The 15,358-nt window shown below is 66.4% G+C and carries 12 protein-coding genes; 4 read left to right on the top strand and 8 right to left on the bottom strand.

Features of this window, described 5'->3' with window-relative positions:
- Positions 1-56 precede the first annotated feature (56 nt).
- Entirely contained in the window at positions 57-359 is a 303-nt protein-coding gene (locus tag J1902_RS09895) for a hypothetical protein (RefSeq protein WP_207616087.1), read from the bottom strand.
- A 234-nt stretch (positions 360-593) separates the two neighbouring features.
- Between J1902_RS09895 and J1902_RS09890 the strand changes: the two genes are divergently transcribed.
- Genes J1902_RS09890 through J1902_RS09880 form a run of 3 tightly spaced genes read left to right on the top strand, consistent with a single transcriptional unit; the run spans position 594 to position 6,471 of the window.
- Positions 594-2,066 carry a DUF3375 family protein gene (locus J1902_RS09890; protein ID WP_207616086.1) on the top strand — a complete coding sequence of 491 codons (1,473 nt, stop codon included), beginning with the start codon at positions 594-596 and terminating at the stop codon, positions 2,064-2,066.
- A 2-nt stretch (positions 2,067-2,068) separates the two neighbouring features.
- Positions 2,069-3,004 (top strand): DUF4194 domain-containing protein, encoded by a 936-nt coding sequence (locus J1902_RS09885; RefSeq protein ID WP_242701837.1) that lies wholly within the window; start codon positions 2,069-2,071, stop codon positions 3,002-3,004.
- Positions 3,001-6,471, top strand: a complete 3,471-nt coding sequence (locus J1902_RS09880; protein WP_207616085.1) for an ATP-binding protein — start codon at positions 3,001-3,003, stop codon at positions 6,469-6,471. Before J1902_RS09885 ends, J1902_RS09880 begins: the two co-directional genes overlap by 4 nt.
- A 172-nt stretch (positions 6,472-6,643) precedes the next feature.
- On the opposite strand, the gene dmpG is transcribed toward J1902_RS09880, so the two are convergent.
- From dmpG to J1902_RS09845, 7 genes are all read right to left on the bottom strand, one after another.
- Positions 6,644-7,675 carry a 4-hydroxy-2-oxovalerate aldolase gene (gene dmpG / locus J1902_RS09875; RefSeq protein ID WP_242701836.1) on the bottom strand — a complete coding sequence of 344 codons (1,032 nt, stop codon included), beginning with the start codon at positions 7,673-7,675 and terminating at the stop codon, positions 6,644-6,646.
- Between the two features lie 2 nt (positions 7,676-7,677).
- Positions 7,678-8,613, bottom strand: a complete 936-nt coding sequence (locus J1902_RS09870) for an acetaldehyde dehydrogenase (acetylating) (protein WP_207616083.1) — start codon at positions 8,611-8,613, stop codon at positions 7,678-7,680.
- Positions 8,614-8,647: 34 nt separating this feature from the next.
- Positions 8,648-9,451: a 2-keto-4-pentenoate hydratase gene (locus J1902_RS09865; RefSeq protein WP_242701835.1), complete on the bottom strand. Its 804-nt coding sequence runs from the start codon at positions 9,449-9,451 to the stop codon at positions 8,648-8,650.
- Positions 9,451-10,389, bottom strand: coding sequence for a 3-carboxyethylcatechol 2,3-dioxygenase (locus J1902_RS09860; RefSeq protein WP_207616082.1), 939 nt, complete (start codon positions 10,387-10,389; stop codon positions 9,451-9,453). The genes J1902_RS09865 and J1902_RS09860 overlap by 1 nt, the downstream gene beginning before the upstream one ends.
- Complete coding sequence (locus tag J1902_RS09855; RefSeq protein ID WP_207616081.1) at positions 10,358-12,088, bottom strand: bifunctional 3-(3-hydroxy-phenyl)propionate/3-hydroxycinnamic acid hydroxylase; 1,731 nt, start codon at positions 12,086-12,088, stop codon at positions 10,358-10,360. Before J1902_RS09855 ends, J1902_RS09860 begins: the two co-directional genes overlap by 32 nt.
- A 30-nt stretch (positions 12,089-12,118) precedes the next feature.
- Positions 12,119-12,988 (bottom strand): alpha/beta fold hydrolase, encoded by an 870-nt coding sequence (locus J1902_RS09850; protein WP_207616080.1) that lies wholly within the window; start codon positions 12,986-12,988, stop codon positions 12,119-12,121.
- 130 nt (positions 12,989-13,118) lie between these two features.
- Entirely contained in the window at positions 13,119-13,817 is a 699-nt protein-coding gene (locus J1902_RS09845) for an IclR family transcriptional regulator (protein WP_207616079.1), read from the bottom strand.
- A gap of 93 nt (positions 13,818-13,910) precedes the next feature.
- Here J1902_RS09845 and J1902_RS09840 point away from each other — a divergent pair, with 93 nt between their 5' ends.
- Entirely contained in the window at positions 13,911-15,341 is a 1,431-nt protein-coding gene (locus tag J1902_RS09840; protein WP_307794418.1) for an MFS transporter, read from the top strand.
- Positions 15,342-15,358: the final 17 nt, after the last annotated feature.

Below are 15,358 nucleotides of genomic sequence, written 5' to 3'. Positions count from 1 at the left end.
AGCATCCTATGCACATGCCCGCAGGACGATGTGTTGTGGTGCCGGGTGGGAACCCTTCAGCTGTCGCGCAATGTCACCCGCGGGTAGCTACCGGTGCCAGGGGACATCTGCGGCTGGAGTTCGCCCGTCAGCTCGACCTGCCCGGCGTGGTGGACCATGCGGTCCCACGCGAAATTGATGCCGTGGACCAGTGCGTCGAGCACAGCCTTGATGAGGTACCAGACCAGGCCGCCGGCGCCTATCAGGACAATCGTGGCCAGCGCGGCCGCGGTGATGAACAGGACCAGAATCAGTGCAAATACCAGCGTTCCGAAAAGTACGTACGTGGCTGTTTCCAGCGCCGTAAAGTCAAGCTGCATGGCTCCCCTTTCGCAACATTGCCCAGGCCGACGTGGCAGAGGGCAACGTCGTTAACAAGGACATTAGGGCCGCGGTGGCGGCGCGGCCAGCGTGAAAACGCGTCGTGACCTTGTTGACACGGGATCGAAACCCTACGCGGAGGTAGGTCACGGAATGGCCACGGCAGTCTGCGTTAACCTTGTACGGGGCAGTTTCCGCTGTCCGCTGGTTCCGTGGCAGCTGAAGGAGAGTACGTGTCCCGTTCAGCATTGTCGTCAGCCGATGCCATCAGCGCCCGGCTCCGCGATCTCGAACTACTCACCAAGGGCCCGGCCTGGGCCCTGACGCGCTCGGCGCCGTGGGTCATTGCGGTGCTGCAGGCATCCTTCACCCGCACCCGTCCGCAGCTTCCGCTCGAAGAGTTCCACGCCGACGTCGACGCCTTCCTTGAGCAGCTCCGCCGCGAGGAACCCGGCGCGGGAGAGCAACAGAACGGGCAGGCGAACGGACAGCAATCTGGAAAGCGGTACGCCGATGAGTGGACCCGGCGGCAGTTCCTGACGCGGCGCAACCAGTCGGGCCAGATCGTGTACGAAGTCACCGAGGCCGCGGCCCGCGTGCTCGCTTTCCTGGACAGCCTCTCGAGCGAACGCTCCACCCTGAACGGTTCCCGCCTGGGCACGCTGCTGGGCGACGTCGAGAAGCTCGCCAACGAGACCAACCCGGACCAGAGCGCCCGCCTGGAAGCGCTCGAGGACGAAATCGGGGAGCGCCAGCAGCTGATCGAGGACATCAGCTCGGGCGAATTCGACGGCCTGCTGGACGACGAGGAAGCCGTGGAGGCCGCCGGGAACATCCTGGACCTCGCCGCGAGCCTGCCCGCGGACTACAAGAAAATGCGCGACCGCATCGAGGAACTGGTGGGCGAACTCCGGAACCAGATCATCGAGGAATCGCTCAGCAAGGGCGCCACCATGGCCCAGGTCCTGGAGGCCGACAAGCGGCTGCGCCAGAGCCCGGAAGGCCGCACCTTCCGCTCGTTCACGGCGTTCCTTGAGGATCCGCAGCAGCAACTGCGCTTCCGCTCGGCCATCGGCGAGGTCCTGAGCCGGCAGTTCGCCGACGACCTCAGCCTCGAGGACCGCGAAACCCTCAAAAACCTCGTGGCCGAGCTGCGCACGCAGCACGGCCACATCCAGCGCATCTACGGCAAGCTCTCCGAGAGCCTGAACACCTACATCCAGAGCGACGACGTCCGCCAGTCCGTCAGCCTGCGCAGGGTCCTCGGCGAGGCCGAGCAGGCCATCCGCTCCATGCCCTACGAACGCGACCGCCCCGGCCTGGTCCCCGGCCCGGTCCTGTTCAACGCCGGTTTCGAATCGCTCTCCATGGTCAAGCTCTTCGACCCGGACGAGTTCGCCACCCCGCCTAGGCTCGCCGACCCCATCGCCTTCAACGACTCGGACCGCGTGCGCTCGCAGCGCACCGCAAAGGCAAGGCCCGACGTCGTCCGCGCCGCCATGGCGGGTTCCGCCACCCTGGGCGAGGCCTGGGAGAACCTGCCCGCCGAAGAGCGCCACATCAACTCCGTGCGGACCCTGCTGTCCCTGGCCCTGCACACCGGCGCCGCCTTTGACCGGGCCGCCTGGGAACACCTCGACTTCGAACAAATCGATGGCAGCACACGCACCGCGTACCTGCCCGTCGTCACGCTGGATAGGGATTGACCATGACTGAAGAAATAACGACGACGGCGGCTCCGGAGGCGGCGGTCCCGCCTGCGGATCCCTTCCGGGTCACGCCCCGCGACACTTTTATTGACGGCGCAGCGCTGTTCCCCGGGGACACCGGAGTCCTCCCGATGAAGGTCCGCCAGGCCCTCGTGAAGCTGCTCAAGGGCCCGTATGTGGACGGCGGCCGCGACGAGAAACTGTGGACCACGCTCCTGGACAGCCAGCTCATCCTGCGCAGCCGGCTCTCCGAACTGTTCCTGACCCTGCAACTGGACCACGAACGCAAGATCGCGGTGCTCCGCCCGGTGGATCCGGATGCCATCGGCGGCAGCAGCCGTTCCAGCATCCTGCGCCAGCAACGTGCCCTGAGCCGGGTCGAAACCATCGTGCTGCTGCGCCTCCGCCTCCTGCTGGACCGCCACGTCACGGCGAACACGGACCCCACCATCACGCGCGAGGAAATCGCCGACCTCGTGGCGCACTACCAGCCCGCCGGCCAACAGGACGCCCTCCGCGACGCCGACGTGGTCACCCGCACCATCACCAAACTCCAGGCCCGCCAACTCCTCCTGGCCACCTCCCTGGACGACACCTACACGATCTCCAACGCCCTCCCCCTGGCCCTCCCCTTCGAAAACATCGGCGACATCCCCGCCCAAATCGAAGCCCTGGTAGCAGTGGCAGCCGACGAAACCGGCACGGAGCCGCTGCTTGAGCTCGCGGACTCGGACGATGACGGCGACGGGGAGAGCGAGGGCACCGAGGGTGACGGAGAGGCACCCAACGACGCCGACGGCGATGCCGCCCCGGGAGTGGCATCGGGCCTGTCGGAGCCGGACGGCCTGTTGCTTGCAACAGGGCCGGCCGGCGAAGGGGCGGGGGCGGCATCGCCGTCGTCGTCCCCCAACGCGACAGTGGAGGCAGCCAAGTGAGCATCGCAACCATGCTCCCGATCGGCGAGCTGACGAACCCTGGCCAGATGCGCCTGGCGCTGGTCCAGGTGGTCAACTGGGGCACGTTCCATGGCGCCCACACCATGCACGTGGACCGCAACGGCACCCTCCTGACGGGTAATTCCGGCGTCGGGAAGTCCACGCTGTTTGATGCCATGCTGCGCGTCTTCGATGCCCGGCCGCGCTCCAACGAGGCCGCCGGACAGCGCGCCGGCGGGGCTGTGGAGGACAAGAGGACCACGTTCACATACATGCGCGGCAAGGTGGGCGACAAGGCCGTGGGCGAGGGCTCGGCCAGTGCCTTCCAGCGCCCCGGCGCCACCTGGTCCGCCGTCGCGCTGACGTTCGACAACGCCGCCGGCACCAAGGTGACGGTTTCCGCCCTGTTCGACCTGCCCAAGAACGGCACGGAGTCCAGCATCGGCCGCTTCTACCTGATCGACGGCAAGCCGCTGGATCTGGCGGCGATCGAGGGCATCGCGCAGAAGCGCTTCACCCGCGGCTCCCTGGAAACGATCTTCCCGGACGCCCAGGTGTTCGATGTCCACAAGTCGTTCGCGGAGCGGTTCCGCCGGCTCCTGGGCATCAACTCGGACCAGGCACTGCCCCTGCTGCGCGTCATCCAGGCCGGCAAAGGCCTGGGCGGCAGCGTCAACACCTTCTTCCGCGACCAAGTGCTGGACGCCCCGGCCACGCTCGCCGCGGCGGATGACGTTGTGGAGGAGTTCAGCAACCTCATGTCCATCCGGCAGCGCCTGGAGGACGTGCGGCAGCAGCGCGACCAGCTCGCACCGGTGCCGGCGCTGAACAAGGATTACGCCCAGGCGTTGCTGGACGCCAATCGCCTCCGCGAGCTGGCCGGCGGGGAGTTCGACGCCTACAAGCAGCAGCTTGCTGTCACCGTGCATGCCAAGACGCTGGCCCGGTTCAAGGAGCTGGCCCAGGCGAAAGCCCAGGAACTTGCCGCCGAACGGACGGTCCGCGACGCCCTGGCCAAGGATCTGCGCGGGCTCGAATCGGACTACAACAACCGCGGCGGCAACGCGATTTCCGCGATTGAACAGTCGCTTGAGAACGCCCGGGTCGGCCTGAAGCTCCGCCAGCAGGTGGAGGATTCGGCGCGGAAGGCCCTGGCCGACGCCGGGCTGGACCTCGAATGGTCCGCGGGCGGCTGGGAACAGGCCCAGGAGCAGGCCGGGGCCCGCTCCGCCGAGCTCCAGGGCGACACGGAGGCCCTGAAGGAACTCCGCTTCGAGGCCTTCGACTCCCACGCGACGCTGAAGCGCGAGCTGGCTGCTGCCGGGCAGGAACTGGTGTCGCTCAAGACGCGCAAGTCCCTGCTGCCGCCGTCGAGCATTGAAAACCGTGCCGCCATCGCGGCCGCCACCGGCATCCCGGAGGACCGGATGCCGTTCGGCGGCGAGCTGATCGACCTGGCCGAGGGGGAGGAGCAGTGGCGACCGGCCGCCGAGCGTGCCCTGCGGAATCTCGCCACCACTTTGCTGGTCCCCGGCGAGCACTTCGCGGCGGTCACCCGCTACCTCAACGACAACACCGTCCGCGGCTCGCTGCGCGCGGTGGACGTGTCCAAGCCGCTGGCCGGCGGGGCGCTGGCTGTGGAGGACGTGTCCGACGGCGAGCTGCTGGGCAAGCTGAGCATCCTCACCTCGGGCGTGAACGCCGACGCCGGCGAGTGGATCCGCGAGCGGATCGCCCTTGATTTCGCCTACCCCTGTGTGGAAAACCCGGACGAGCTCGCCACGCTGGACAAGGGCCTGAGCCTGGGCGGCGTGGTCAAGCGCAACCGGCACACCGTGGAGAAGGACGACCGCTTCACCGGCCGCCAGGACTACGTCCTCGGCTTCGACAACGCCTCCAAGCTGGAACTCGTGGCTGCCCGGGTGGGCGAGCTGGAGAACGAGCTCGTCAAGGCCGCGGAACTGGCCCAAAGCCGCGAGGATTCGCACCAGGGCATGGCCCGCCAGCTGGAGGCCCTGCGCCGCGTGGCCGAGGACGAACGCCCGTGGGAGCAGGTCTCCGCCGACGTTGCTGCCGAGGAACTGGGCAGGATCGAGCAGCGCCTCGCCGATGCCCTCGCCGCCCAGGCAGACCTCGAGCCCTTGCGTGCCAACATCGAGGCCGTGCGGGAAAAGCACCAGTCCTCCACGGGCGCCGCGGCCGTGCTGCAGAGCGAATACAAGGCCCTGGACCAGCAGATGACCACCGCGGACACCCTGCTGGAAGCGGCGCGGCTCCGCCTGGAGCAAGCACCGCCGTCGGGCACCACCGTCGCCGCGCTGGAACCGTACTTCGCCGGCTTCGCCGAGCTCGCCGAGCTGCACGAGCTCGACACGCTGGCCGTGGAGGTCCGCAGCGCGCTGCTCAACGAGCTGCACGCGGCGGAGTCACGGGGGCAGGCGACGGCGGAACGGCTCACCCGCCTGTTCGAGGGCTTCGTCCGCGACTGGGGCACGGCCATCAGCGCCGACCACGGCACCTCGATCGGCGCGGCAGGGGAGTTCGAGGCCCGCTACCACGCCATCGTCAGCGACGGCCTGCCCGCGCAGGAAGCCGAATTCCGGCTGTTCTTCAACCAGCGCACGCACGAATCGTTCAGCACGCTCCTGCACCTGCTGGACGAGGAACGCCGCTCCATCACCAGCCGCATCCTGCCCCTGAACGGCATCCTGTCCGAGGTCAACTTCCACGAGGGAAGCTTCCTGGAACTGGACATCAAGCAGACGCTGCCGGCCACGGCCAAGCAGTTCAAGGATGCCATCCACAACGCCCTGAAGGCGCGGCACACGCGGCCCTCGCGTGCCACCGGCGCGGCGTCGACGACGGAAGCGGACGACGACGCCGAACTCACCGCGCGCTACAAGTCGCTGGAGACCCTGGTCAAGCGGCTCGGCTCGCACGCCCCGGAGGACCGGCGCTGGCGCGCCGAGGTGCTGGACGTGCGCGGGCACCTGTTCATCCAGTGCAAGGAACACCGCTCCGTGGCGGGACCGGCGTCGGGCAAGAAGGGCGGCGGCAAGAAGACCGACGTCTTCATGCACGCCGACACCGGCTCCATGTCCGGCGGCGAGCGGCAGCGCTTCACGGCGTTCATCATGGCCGCGGCGCTGAGCTACCAGCTGGGCATCGCCGAGCAGGGCTTCACCAGCTACGGGACCGTCATGATGGACGAGGCCTTCGTCCTGGCCTCCGAGGAATTCGCCGGCGCCGGCATCAAGGCGCTGCACGAGTTCGGCTTCCAGCTGCTCCTGGCCGCCCCGGAGAACGTCATCGACCTCTCCCGGCACCTAGGCTCCGTTACCGAGATCCTGCGCGACAAGCGGACCAACCGCTCCGGCGTGCTCACGGCCCCGGTGATCGCGCCGGGCGCCGGCGTCCCGGGCGAATGGCGTTCCGAGGCGAACCCCGTGGATATCGTCCTGCGGTAGGCCGACGCTCTCTCACCTTTGGTGCCTTTTTCCCCAACGCTCTCTCACTTGCGTCAAGAAAGTGAGAGAGCGTTGGTGATTTTTGGGCCAAAGGTGAGAGAGCGTTGGTGTTTTTGCGGCCTGGCCGTTCGCCGGGAAGCGGAGCGGGCCCACAGCTGGCAGACGGTGCGCGTCAGGCCACACGGGCCCCTGAAGCGAGCTGGACTGCCACGTCCACGATCATGTCTTCCTGGCCGCCCACGTAGCCGGCTTTGCCGATTTCCTCGAGGATCTGCCAGGCGGGCACGCCGTAGCGTTCTGCGGCGCGTTCGGCGTGGATGAGGAAGGAGGAGTAGACGCCGGCGTATCCCTGCATGATGGAGGCGCGGTCCATGATGGGCATGCGCGTGATGATGGGTTTGACGACATCCTCGGCCGCTGCCATGACGCCGTGGACGTCGACGCCGGTATGGATGCCGATGCGTTCGAAGGCGGCGGCGAGGACCTCGGTGGGGGAGTTGCCTGCTCCGGCTCCGAGGGCCAGGAGGGTTCCGTCGATCTGTTTGGCCCCGGCACGGGCGGCGTAGACGGAGTTCGCGACGCCGAAGCTGAGGTTCTGGTGGCCGTGGAAACCGACTTGGGCGTCGTTGCCGAGTTCCGCGACGAGGGCGGAAACCCGGTCGGAGACGTCATCCAGGATGAGGGCGCCGGCGGAGTCGACGACGTAGACGCACTGGCAGCCGGCGTCAGCCATGATGCGGGCCTGTTCGGCGAGTTTCTCCGGGGTTGCGCGGTGGGAGAGCATCAGGAACCCAACGGTTTCCATGCCCAGCTTCCGTGCGTGCTGGAAGTGCTGGATGGAGACGTCGGCTTCGGTGCTGTGGGTGGCGATGCGGGCCACGGACGCACCGGCCTCGTGCGCCTGGTTGAGATCGTGGATGGTGCCCAGTCCGGGGAGCATCAGTACAGCGATCTTGGCGTTCCTGGCTTCGTCGACGGCAGCGCGGACGAGGTCCAGCTCGGGGGTGAGGGAGAAGCCGTAGTTGAAGGAGGAGCCGCCGAGCCCGTCGCCGTGGGTGACTTCGATGATTTCGACTTTGGCGTCGTCCAGGGCGCGGACCACGGAGCGGACGTGCTCTTCGGTGAATTTGTGGCTCATGGCGTGGGAGCCGTCACGCAGCGTGGTGTCGGTCAGCCGGACGCTCAGCTCGGTGTGGGTGCTCATGGTCATGCTCCTACGGGGGTCGAAGTGTTGGCGTCCATGCGTTCGGCCAGCAGGTCAGCTGTCCGGGTGGCCGCGGCGGTGATGATGTCCAGGTTCCCGGCGTATTCGGGCAGGTAGTCTGCAGCGCCCTTGACCTGGACCCAGACGCCTACGCGGCCGTTGCCGTCCCAGTCTTCGCGTGCGGAATCGAACTGGGGCTCGACGCGCAGGGAGTAGCCGGGGACGTAGTCCTGGATGTTGGCCACGGCCGCGTCGATCGCCGCAACGATCCTGTCCTGCAGTTCGCCGGGTTCGGCCGCTTCGGCGGGGATCGCGGCGTAGATCGTGTTGCGCATGATCATGGGCGGTTCGACCGGGTTGATGATGATAATGGCCTTGCCGCGCTTGGCCCCGCCGACTTCTTCCAGGGCCCGGGAGGTGGTTTCGGTGAACTCGTCGACGTTGGCGCGGGTGCCGGGGCCGGCGGATTTGGAGGCGATGGAGGCGACGATCTCGGCGTAGTCCACGGGGACCACGGAGGAGATCGCGGCGACGATCGGGGTGGTGGCCTGTCCGGCGCAGGTGATCATGTTGACGTTCAGGACGTCTTCCAGTGCGTCCAGGTTCACCACAGGGCACAGGTAGGGCCCGACGGCGGCCGGCGTCAGGTCGATCGCGTGGATGCCGGCGGCCTTGTACTTGGGGGCGTTGGCTTCGTGGGCCTTGGCCGAGGTGCATTCGAACACGAAGTCCGGGAGTTCGTCCTGGGCCAGCAGCCAGTCGACGCCCTCGGCGGAGGCGGTGATGCCGAGGCGGGCGGCGCGGGCCAGGCCGTCGGAGGCGGGGTCGACGCCGATCATGTACTTGACTTCGACGTTGGTGCTGCGGCGCATGATTTTGAACATCAGGTCGGTGCCGATGTTGCCGGAGCCGACGATCGCGGCGGTTTTCTTGGCCATGGGGTGTCCTTTTTGGTGTTGACCCTGGAGGGGATCAGATGAAGTTGATGGTCAGGGCGCCCAGTGCGCCGAAGTCCGCTGTCGCGGTGCTTCCCGCCGTCACGGGCTCGGCCTTGGTGAAGGAGCCGGGGAGGATCAGCTGGCCGGCTTCCAGCGCCACGCCTTGTTCGCCCAGGACGTTCGCGAGCCAGGCGAGCGGGGCCACGGGGTTGTCCATGACATCGGCGCCAGTCCCGGTTCCAAGTGTCTCGCCATCGATCACCAGGGAGCAGGAGACGTCCAGCAGTGCGGAGGGATCGACGTCGAGCGCGGTGGAGCCGACGGCGATGGCACCGCAGGAGGCGTTGTCCGCCACGGTGTCCACGAGCCGGATGTCCCAGTCGGCCACGCGGGAATCGATGATCTCGATCGCCGGGTAGACGGCGCCGATCGCGGCCGCTGCCTGTTCCAGGGTGACGCCCGGTCCCTGCAGCCGGGACTTCAGGACGAAGCCGAATTCCGGTTCGACCTTGGGTGAAATGAACGCTGACGCCGGGATGTCCGCGCCGTCGCCGTGCACCATGTCCTCGAAGAAGAAGCCGAAGTCGGGCGAATCAACGCCCAGCTGCTGCTGCATGGCCAAGGACGTCAGGCCGACTTTCCGGCCCGCCAGCACGCGGCCGGACGCAAGGTGGTGATCCAGCTGAACCGTCTGGACGTAGTAGGCGTCCGCGAGGTCCATTCCCTCCAGCCGGTCCCGCAAGGGGGCCACGGGAGCCAGGGAGCCGGTGGCCTCCAGCAGTTCCGTGGCCAGCTGGTCCTTCAGCTCGGTACGGGCGGTTTCGATCTGTGTGCTCATCACTTCACCATCGCTGTGGTCACGCCGAAACCGGCGATGAATTCGGGAATAGGGCGGTAGTACTCTGAGGTGACCCTGTAGTCGCCTGCAGCTGCCAGTGCGTTGTAGGCGGCCACCCAGTTGCGGACCTCGTGGGCGGAGTTGCCGGCCGCGGCGGCCATCTCCGTGGCCGTCCAGGTGTCCAGCTTCTCCAGGTCCCCGGAGGCGATGATGGCGAGGAATTCGCGGTCCCATTCAGGGTTGAGGTCCATGATGTTCGCCTCGCCCTTCGCGAACGCTGCGGCGGTATCGATGACGCGCTGTTGGCGGGCGTTCCTTGCCGCAGCGGTGGGGTGCCGGCCGTTGAGCAGCATGGCCTTCTGCTCCGTTGTGGCGGTGGCGATCTGCGGCACGGGCGGGTCGTGGGACAGCCCGCCGGAGCCGATGATGAGGACCTTCTGGTCCAGCGTCTTGAGGTAGTTCCCGACGGCGGTGCCTAGCTGCCGGACGCGGCGCATCGATGCGAACGGCGGGGCCACGGAGTTGACGAAGATCGGCACGACCGGTTTGGCCGCAATGGAGCCGAAGAGGACCTCAAGGGGCTGCACGGCGCCGTGGTCGATTTCCATCTTCAGCGAGATCGCGGCGTCGAGGTCGGCGTCGATGACCGCCTGGGCGAGGTCCTTGGCGATATGCGTGGGGACGTTCAACGGTCCTTCCTCGGATCCGTAGTCGCCCACGGACAGGGCTTCGTAGCCGATGCAGAACGGAGGCATGAGCTCGTAGAAGAAGCCGTTGTAGTGGTCCGGCGCGAAGGACACCACCAGGTCCGGGTCGAAGTCTTCCACGAACTTTCGGGCCACCGCGAAGGCGGCGTCGACGTCGTCCTGGATTTCTTCCGGCGGTGCGGTGACCTCCAGAAGCGGACTATGCGACATGCAGACGAGTGCGAGCGTCATGGCTGGCTCCTTCCTTGAAAGACATTGCGGTGAGGATGGCTGAGAGGGTGCGCGGGGCGTCCTGGGCCAGGCAGGCGCCGGCCACGAAGCGGTCCGGGCGGATGAAGAGCACCGGCGTTGGGCGGTCATCGAACCACCTCTTGAGGCGGCCCTCGGCGTCGCCCACGACGATCACGTCGCGGCCGTAGCGCTCCTCGGCCCAGTTGCGCTGGGTTTCCGGAACGACGGCGACGAACGTGGCACCGAGTGTTTCCAGCCGGGCCACTTCCTCGGAGCTGAACATGCCCTTGGGATCGTTGCCCCAGGCCAGCACTGTCCACCATTTGCCGATGGCGTCGTCGAGACGGATGCCTTGGGCGTTCTTGGTGTTAACACGCGGCTGGATGAATTGCACGCCCACGGCCGAATTGTGGTTGTTGGCCGTCAGGACCGGTATCAGTTTGCTGGTAAGCCGTGCCCTGGCGGTGCCCGGGGCCGCGGATGTGGGGTCCACCACCACGCCCTTGGTGTAGCGCGGCATCGGTTTGAACCGCATCTCCGAGAAGTAGGACTTCACCTGCGGGAACAGGTTCAGGGCTGCGGCTGCCGCGTCGCGGGCGCCCACCACCACCGGATTCGTGGGTTTGATGACGGCTCCCAGGGTCAGTGAGAGGTCGATCATGGCCTTGGCGTGGTCGCGGCGTTCCTGGTCGTAGGTGTCCAGCAGCTCCTCGCCGGCCTGCCCGCGCAGGACGGTGGCCAGTTTCCACGCGAGGTTGGTCGCATCGCGGACTCCGGAGTTCCAGCCCTGCCCCATCCAGACCGGCATCAGGTGTGCGGCGTCGCCGGCAACAATCTGCCGGCCCTTGCGGAAGGTGCCGGCGATCCTGCCGTGGTGTGTGAAGACGCGTTCCCGGATGACTTCCAGCCCGGCCGGGTTGGTGACGTGGTCCTCGAGCAGCTTGTGGATGAACTTCTTGTCGGTGACCTGCTCGTCCGTTTCGTGGTCGAAGATCATGAATTCCCAGCGCCGGATGGCGTGTGCCAGGCCGATGGAGACGTAGGGCCGCTTCGGATCCGCGCCGAGGAAGACGTTCGGGGTGCCCAGGGGGTCGTTCTCGACGTCGACCACGAGCCAGCGGGTCGAGGGCGACTGGCCTTCGAAGCTGGTGCCGAGCCTCTTGCGGGTGGGGGACTTGCCGCCTTCGCAGCCGACGAGGTACTTGGCCTTGATCCGTTTGAGCGCGGGGGTGCCGCTGCCGTCGTCGTACTCAACGGTGGCGATCACGGCGTCGGCGGTTTCCGTCGCGTCCACCACCGTGTGGCCGAAGTGCGCCGAGACGCTCGCGAAGCGGTCCAGTCCGTCGAACAATGCCCGGTCCACCAGGGGCTGGACGAAGCCGCTCTTGCGGGGCCAGCCGAATTCGTCGGCCTTGGGCTCGTTGGTCATGATGACCTTGCCGCGGCCGTTGACCAGCCGCATGATGTGCTGGGCGGTGGTGTGCGGGAGGACAGTGTCCGTCAGGCCGATCGTCTGGACCGAGCGGAGGGACTCGTCGTCGATACCGACCCCTCGCGGGTAGTCGATCAACTCCGGCAGCTGTTCCACGAGGGTGACGTCCTGGCCGTACATGCCGAGCAGGTTGGTGAGCATGAGCCCTACCGGACCGGCGCCCACCACCAGGACATCGGTTTCAATATCGAAGTTGTTGCTTGTCATTTTGGTGCTTTCGCGTCGTTGCGGCTGGTCCTAGCGGGCCAGCATGAAGTCCAGGAAGATCTTGTTGAACGTGGCCGGGTCCTCGTACTGGGGCCAGTGGCCGCAGTTTTCCATGATGGCCAGTTCACCGTTGGGGATGAGGCCGGCGATCCGGCGTCCTTCGTCGACCGGGCCGGAGGGGTCCTTGGTGGTCCACAGCACCAGGGCGGGAGCCTTGATCTGGGCCAGGGCCTCGTCCGTGAGCATGTTGCGCTTGCGCGTCTCAGGGTCCTGGAGGGCCATGTTTGCTTCGCAGGCCTGGAGCCAGTCCGGCTGTTCGAAGATGGCCTGGCGGGTGCGGATGAGGTCATCGGTGACCATGGCCGGATCGGCCATGAGCCATTCGAGGCGGGTCTTGACGCGATTCCAGGACGGGTCCTTGGCGGCCGCCATGGACAGTGTGTAGAGGCGTTCCATGACAACAGGGTTGGCCATGGTGCCGCCCATGGTGTTCAGGAGGATGCGCTCCACCTTCTCCGGGTAGTCGATGGCGAACTGTGCCGTGACCCAGCCGCCCAGGGATTCGCCCGTGAGGTACGCCTTCTCGACGCCGATCGTGTCCATGAAACCGAGTAGCTGCTCGATGTAGTGCTTGATTTCCAGTGCGTGTTCGGGCTTGTCGCTGTAACCGTGGCCGATGAAGTCGATTGCCCACACGTCGAAGTGCTCGGACAAGGGTTGCAGGTTGCGGACATACGCTTCGGCGTGGCCGGTGATGCCGTGCATGGCGATCAGTGTGGGCTTGGAGGGGTTTCCGGCGTGCAGGTAGCGGGTCCGGTAGGGGCCGGCCTGGATATAGCCCTGGCTGAATTCGCTCTGGGCAAGGTCGGACCAGACGCTGGTGTACGGGCGCTCTGTCATGGGAGGACTCCTTTGGGCTGTGTATTTATCGCACCTAGAAAAGCGATATTTGCACTACTAATGGCATGAATCACAGCACGCCGGAGCTGGTGGTGTCAAGGGAAGGTGGCGTCGATCATGGGCCTGGACCTCAGGCCAGGCGGCCCGAAATGCGCTCCGCTGCGGCAATGATGGCAGGCACGGAGGACTCGGCAAGTTCCTTGCGGGTGGTGATCAGGTTGATGCACGCGGCGGTGTCCGGGCCGGCGCCCTTGATGGGGGCGGCGAGGCCGTACATGTTGGGTTCCACCTCGCCGAACGTGATGGCATAGCCGTTCTGGCGCGTGGTGCGCACGGCGTCGGTTTCCGTGGATGACGGCGGATAGCTCGCCTGGATTGCCAGGCCGGCGGCGCCGCGGTGGAGCGGGTGCCGGCTGCCTTCGGCGAAGGAGATGTGGTAGGAAAGCCCGCGCGGCTCCACCACGGCCAGGGCGACAGCTTCGCCGCCCTCCCTGATCAGAAGGGACACCGTGGATCCCAGCTCGCCGGCGATGTCGGTCAGTACTGGAATGGCCGCTGCGCGTAGGGCGTCATGGGCGGCCGAGGTCAGTTGCAGCAGTCCTGCCGCGCCGCGGTAGCGGTTGTCGTCGCTGCGCCGGATCATGCCGGCGTCGCTGAGTGTGTTGAGAATCCGGTAGGCGATGGTGCGGTGGACTCCCAGCACCTCTGCGACGTCGTTGATCGCCAGGCCGTCGCGTGACGCGGCGATGGCCTTCAGCGCGTTAAGACCGCGCGCCAGGGTCTGCGAGCCCGCTGTGCGGGACGCCGGTGAGGATTGCTCTGTAGTCACACCGCAATCCTAATGACCGGGCCGGGGCGTATTGACAACGCCCGGTGACGTGAATCACCATTGGAGCTAATAGTGATTATGCACGTGCGATAAATGCACGACCACAAAGCTTCCCCGCGAACCCGGCGCAATGATGTGCCCGTCAGTCAGAATCGAGAGCGGATCCCAATGACCACTACCTCAATGCAGCCAGCGGCTGCCGACAAATCGCACATGCGGCGCGTACTGTTTTCCAGCTACCTGGGCAGCGTTGTCGAGTTCTACGATTTCCTGCTCTATGGCATCGCGGCGAGTCTCGTGTTTGCCCATATCTTCTTCGCCAACATGGACCCCGTCGTCGGCACCATCGCCTCGTTCGGAACGCTTGCAGCCGGTTACTTCTCCAGACCCCTGGGCGGCATCATTTTCGGCCATTTTGGTGACAAGCTGGGTCGGAAATCGATGCTGGTCATCACCATGACACTCATGGGCGGGGCAAGCACCCTCATCGGCCTGCTTCCCACCTATGACCAGATCGGCAGCATGGCCCCGATCCTGCTGGTGGTGCTCAGGCTCATCCAGGGCGTTGCGGTAGGCGGTGAATGGGGCGGTGCAGCCCTGATGTCTCTGGAGCACGCTTCGGCCAAGAACCGTGGTCTTGCCGCCAGCGTGGCAAACATGGGCGGACCGTCCGGAGCCTTGCTGGCCACCTTGAGCATGACCGCGTTTTCCACGTTGCCCAAGGAAGATTTCCTCAACTGGGGATGGCGCGTTCCCTTCCTGTTCAGCGCGGTCCTCTTGCTGGTCGGTTTGTTCGTTCGCCTCCGCGTCTCCGAAAGCCCGCTCTTTGCGGCGGAGAAAGCATCGGCAGCATCGAAAGAGAAGACCGGGTCGCCTCTGGTAGTGGTGCTCCGCCGTTATCCCAAGAACGTTGCCCTGGCGACGCTGGGAGGCTCGGCTGCCTTCCTGCTCCAAGGGCTCCTGGCTACGTTCGCGATCACTCTGGCTGTACAGTCCGGCGCGGACAGGACCGCCGTGTTGCTGGTGCATGCCTGTGCCACGGGCCTGCACATCGTGACAATTCCCGCCTTCGCCATTCTTTCCGACCGGATCGGGCGCAGGCCCGTTATGATCGGGGGCGCAATCGCCGGTGCCTTGCTGGCCTATCCGATATTCCAGATGCTGGGCTCCGGCAACTTGATTCTCGTGCTGCTCGCGTTCCTCATCGGCAACCCCTTGATCCAGGCATCGATGTACGGTCCGATGTCGGCCTTCATCAGCGAAATGTTCGGCACCGGCGCCCGATACACCGGTGCATCCCTCGGGTACCAGCTTGCCGCCACGCTGGGTGCCGGGCTGGCCCCGCTCAGCGCCGCCGGCCTTCTGGCTCTCGGTGGCGGCAAAGACCCGGTATTCGTCTCCCTCATGGTCAGCGCCGTCTGCGTCATCAGCGCGGTGGCCATCTACCTGACCCGAGAATCGTTCCGAAGCGAACTCGGCAAGGAGCCGACCGTCCCTGCGCGGGCCGCGGCCCACATACAGTAACCCCGGGGCGCGGAACT

Origin of the sequence: Arthrobacter cavernae (assembly GCF_017368795.1) — a bacterium.
GTDB classification, from domain to species: domain Bacteria; phylum Actinomycetota; class Actinomycetes; order Actinomycetales; family Micrococcaceae; genus Arthrobacter; species Arthrobacter cavernae.
This window is presented reverse-complemented; position numbering and strand designations above follow the sequence as displayed.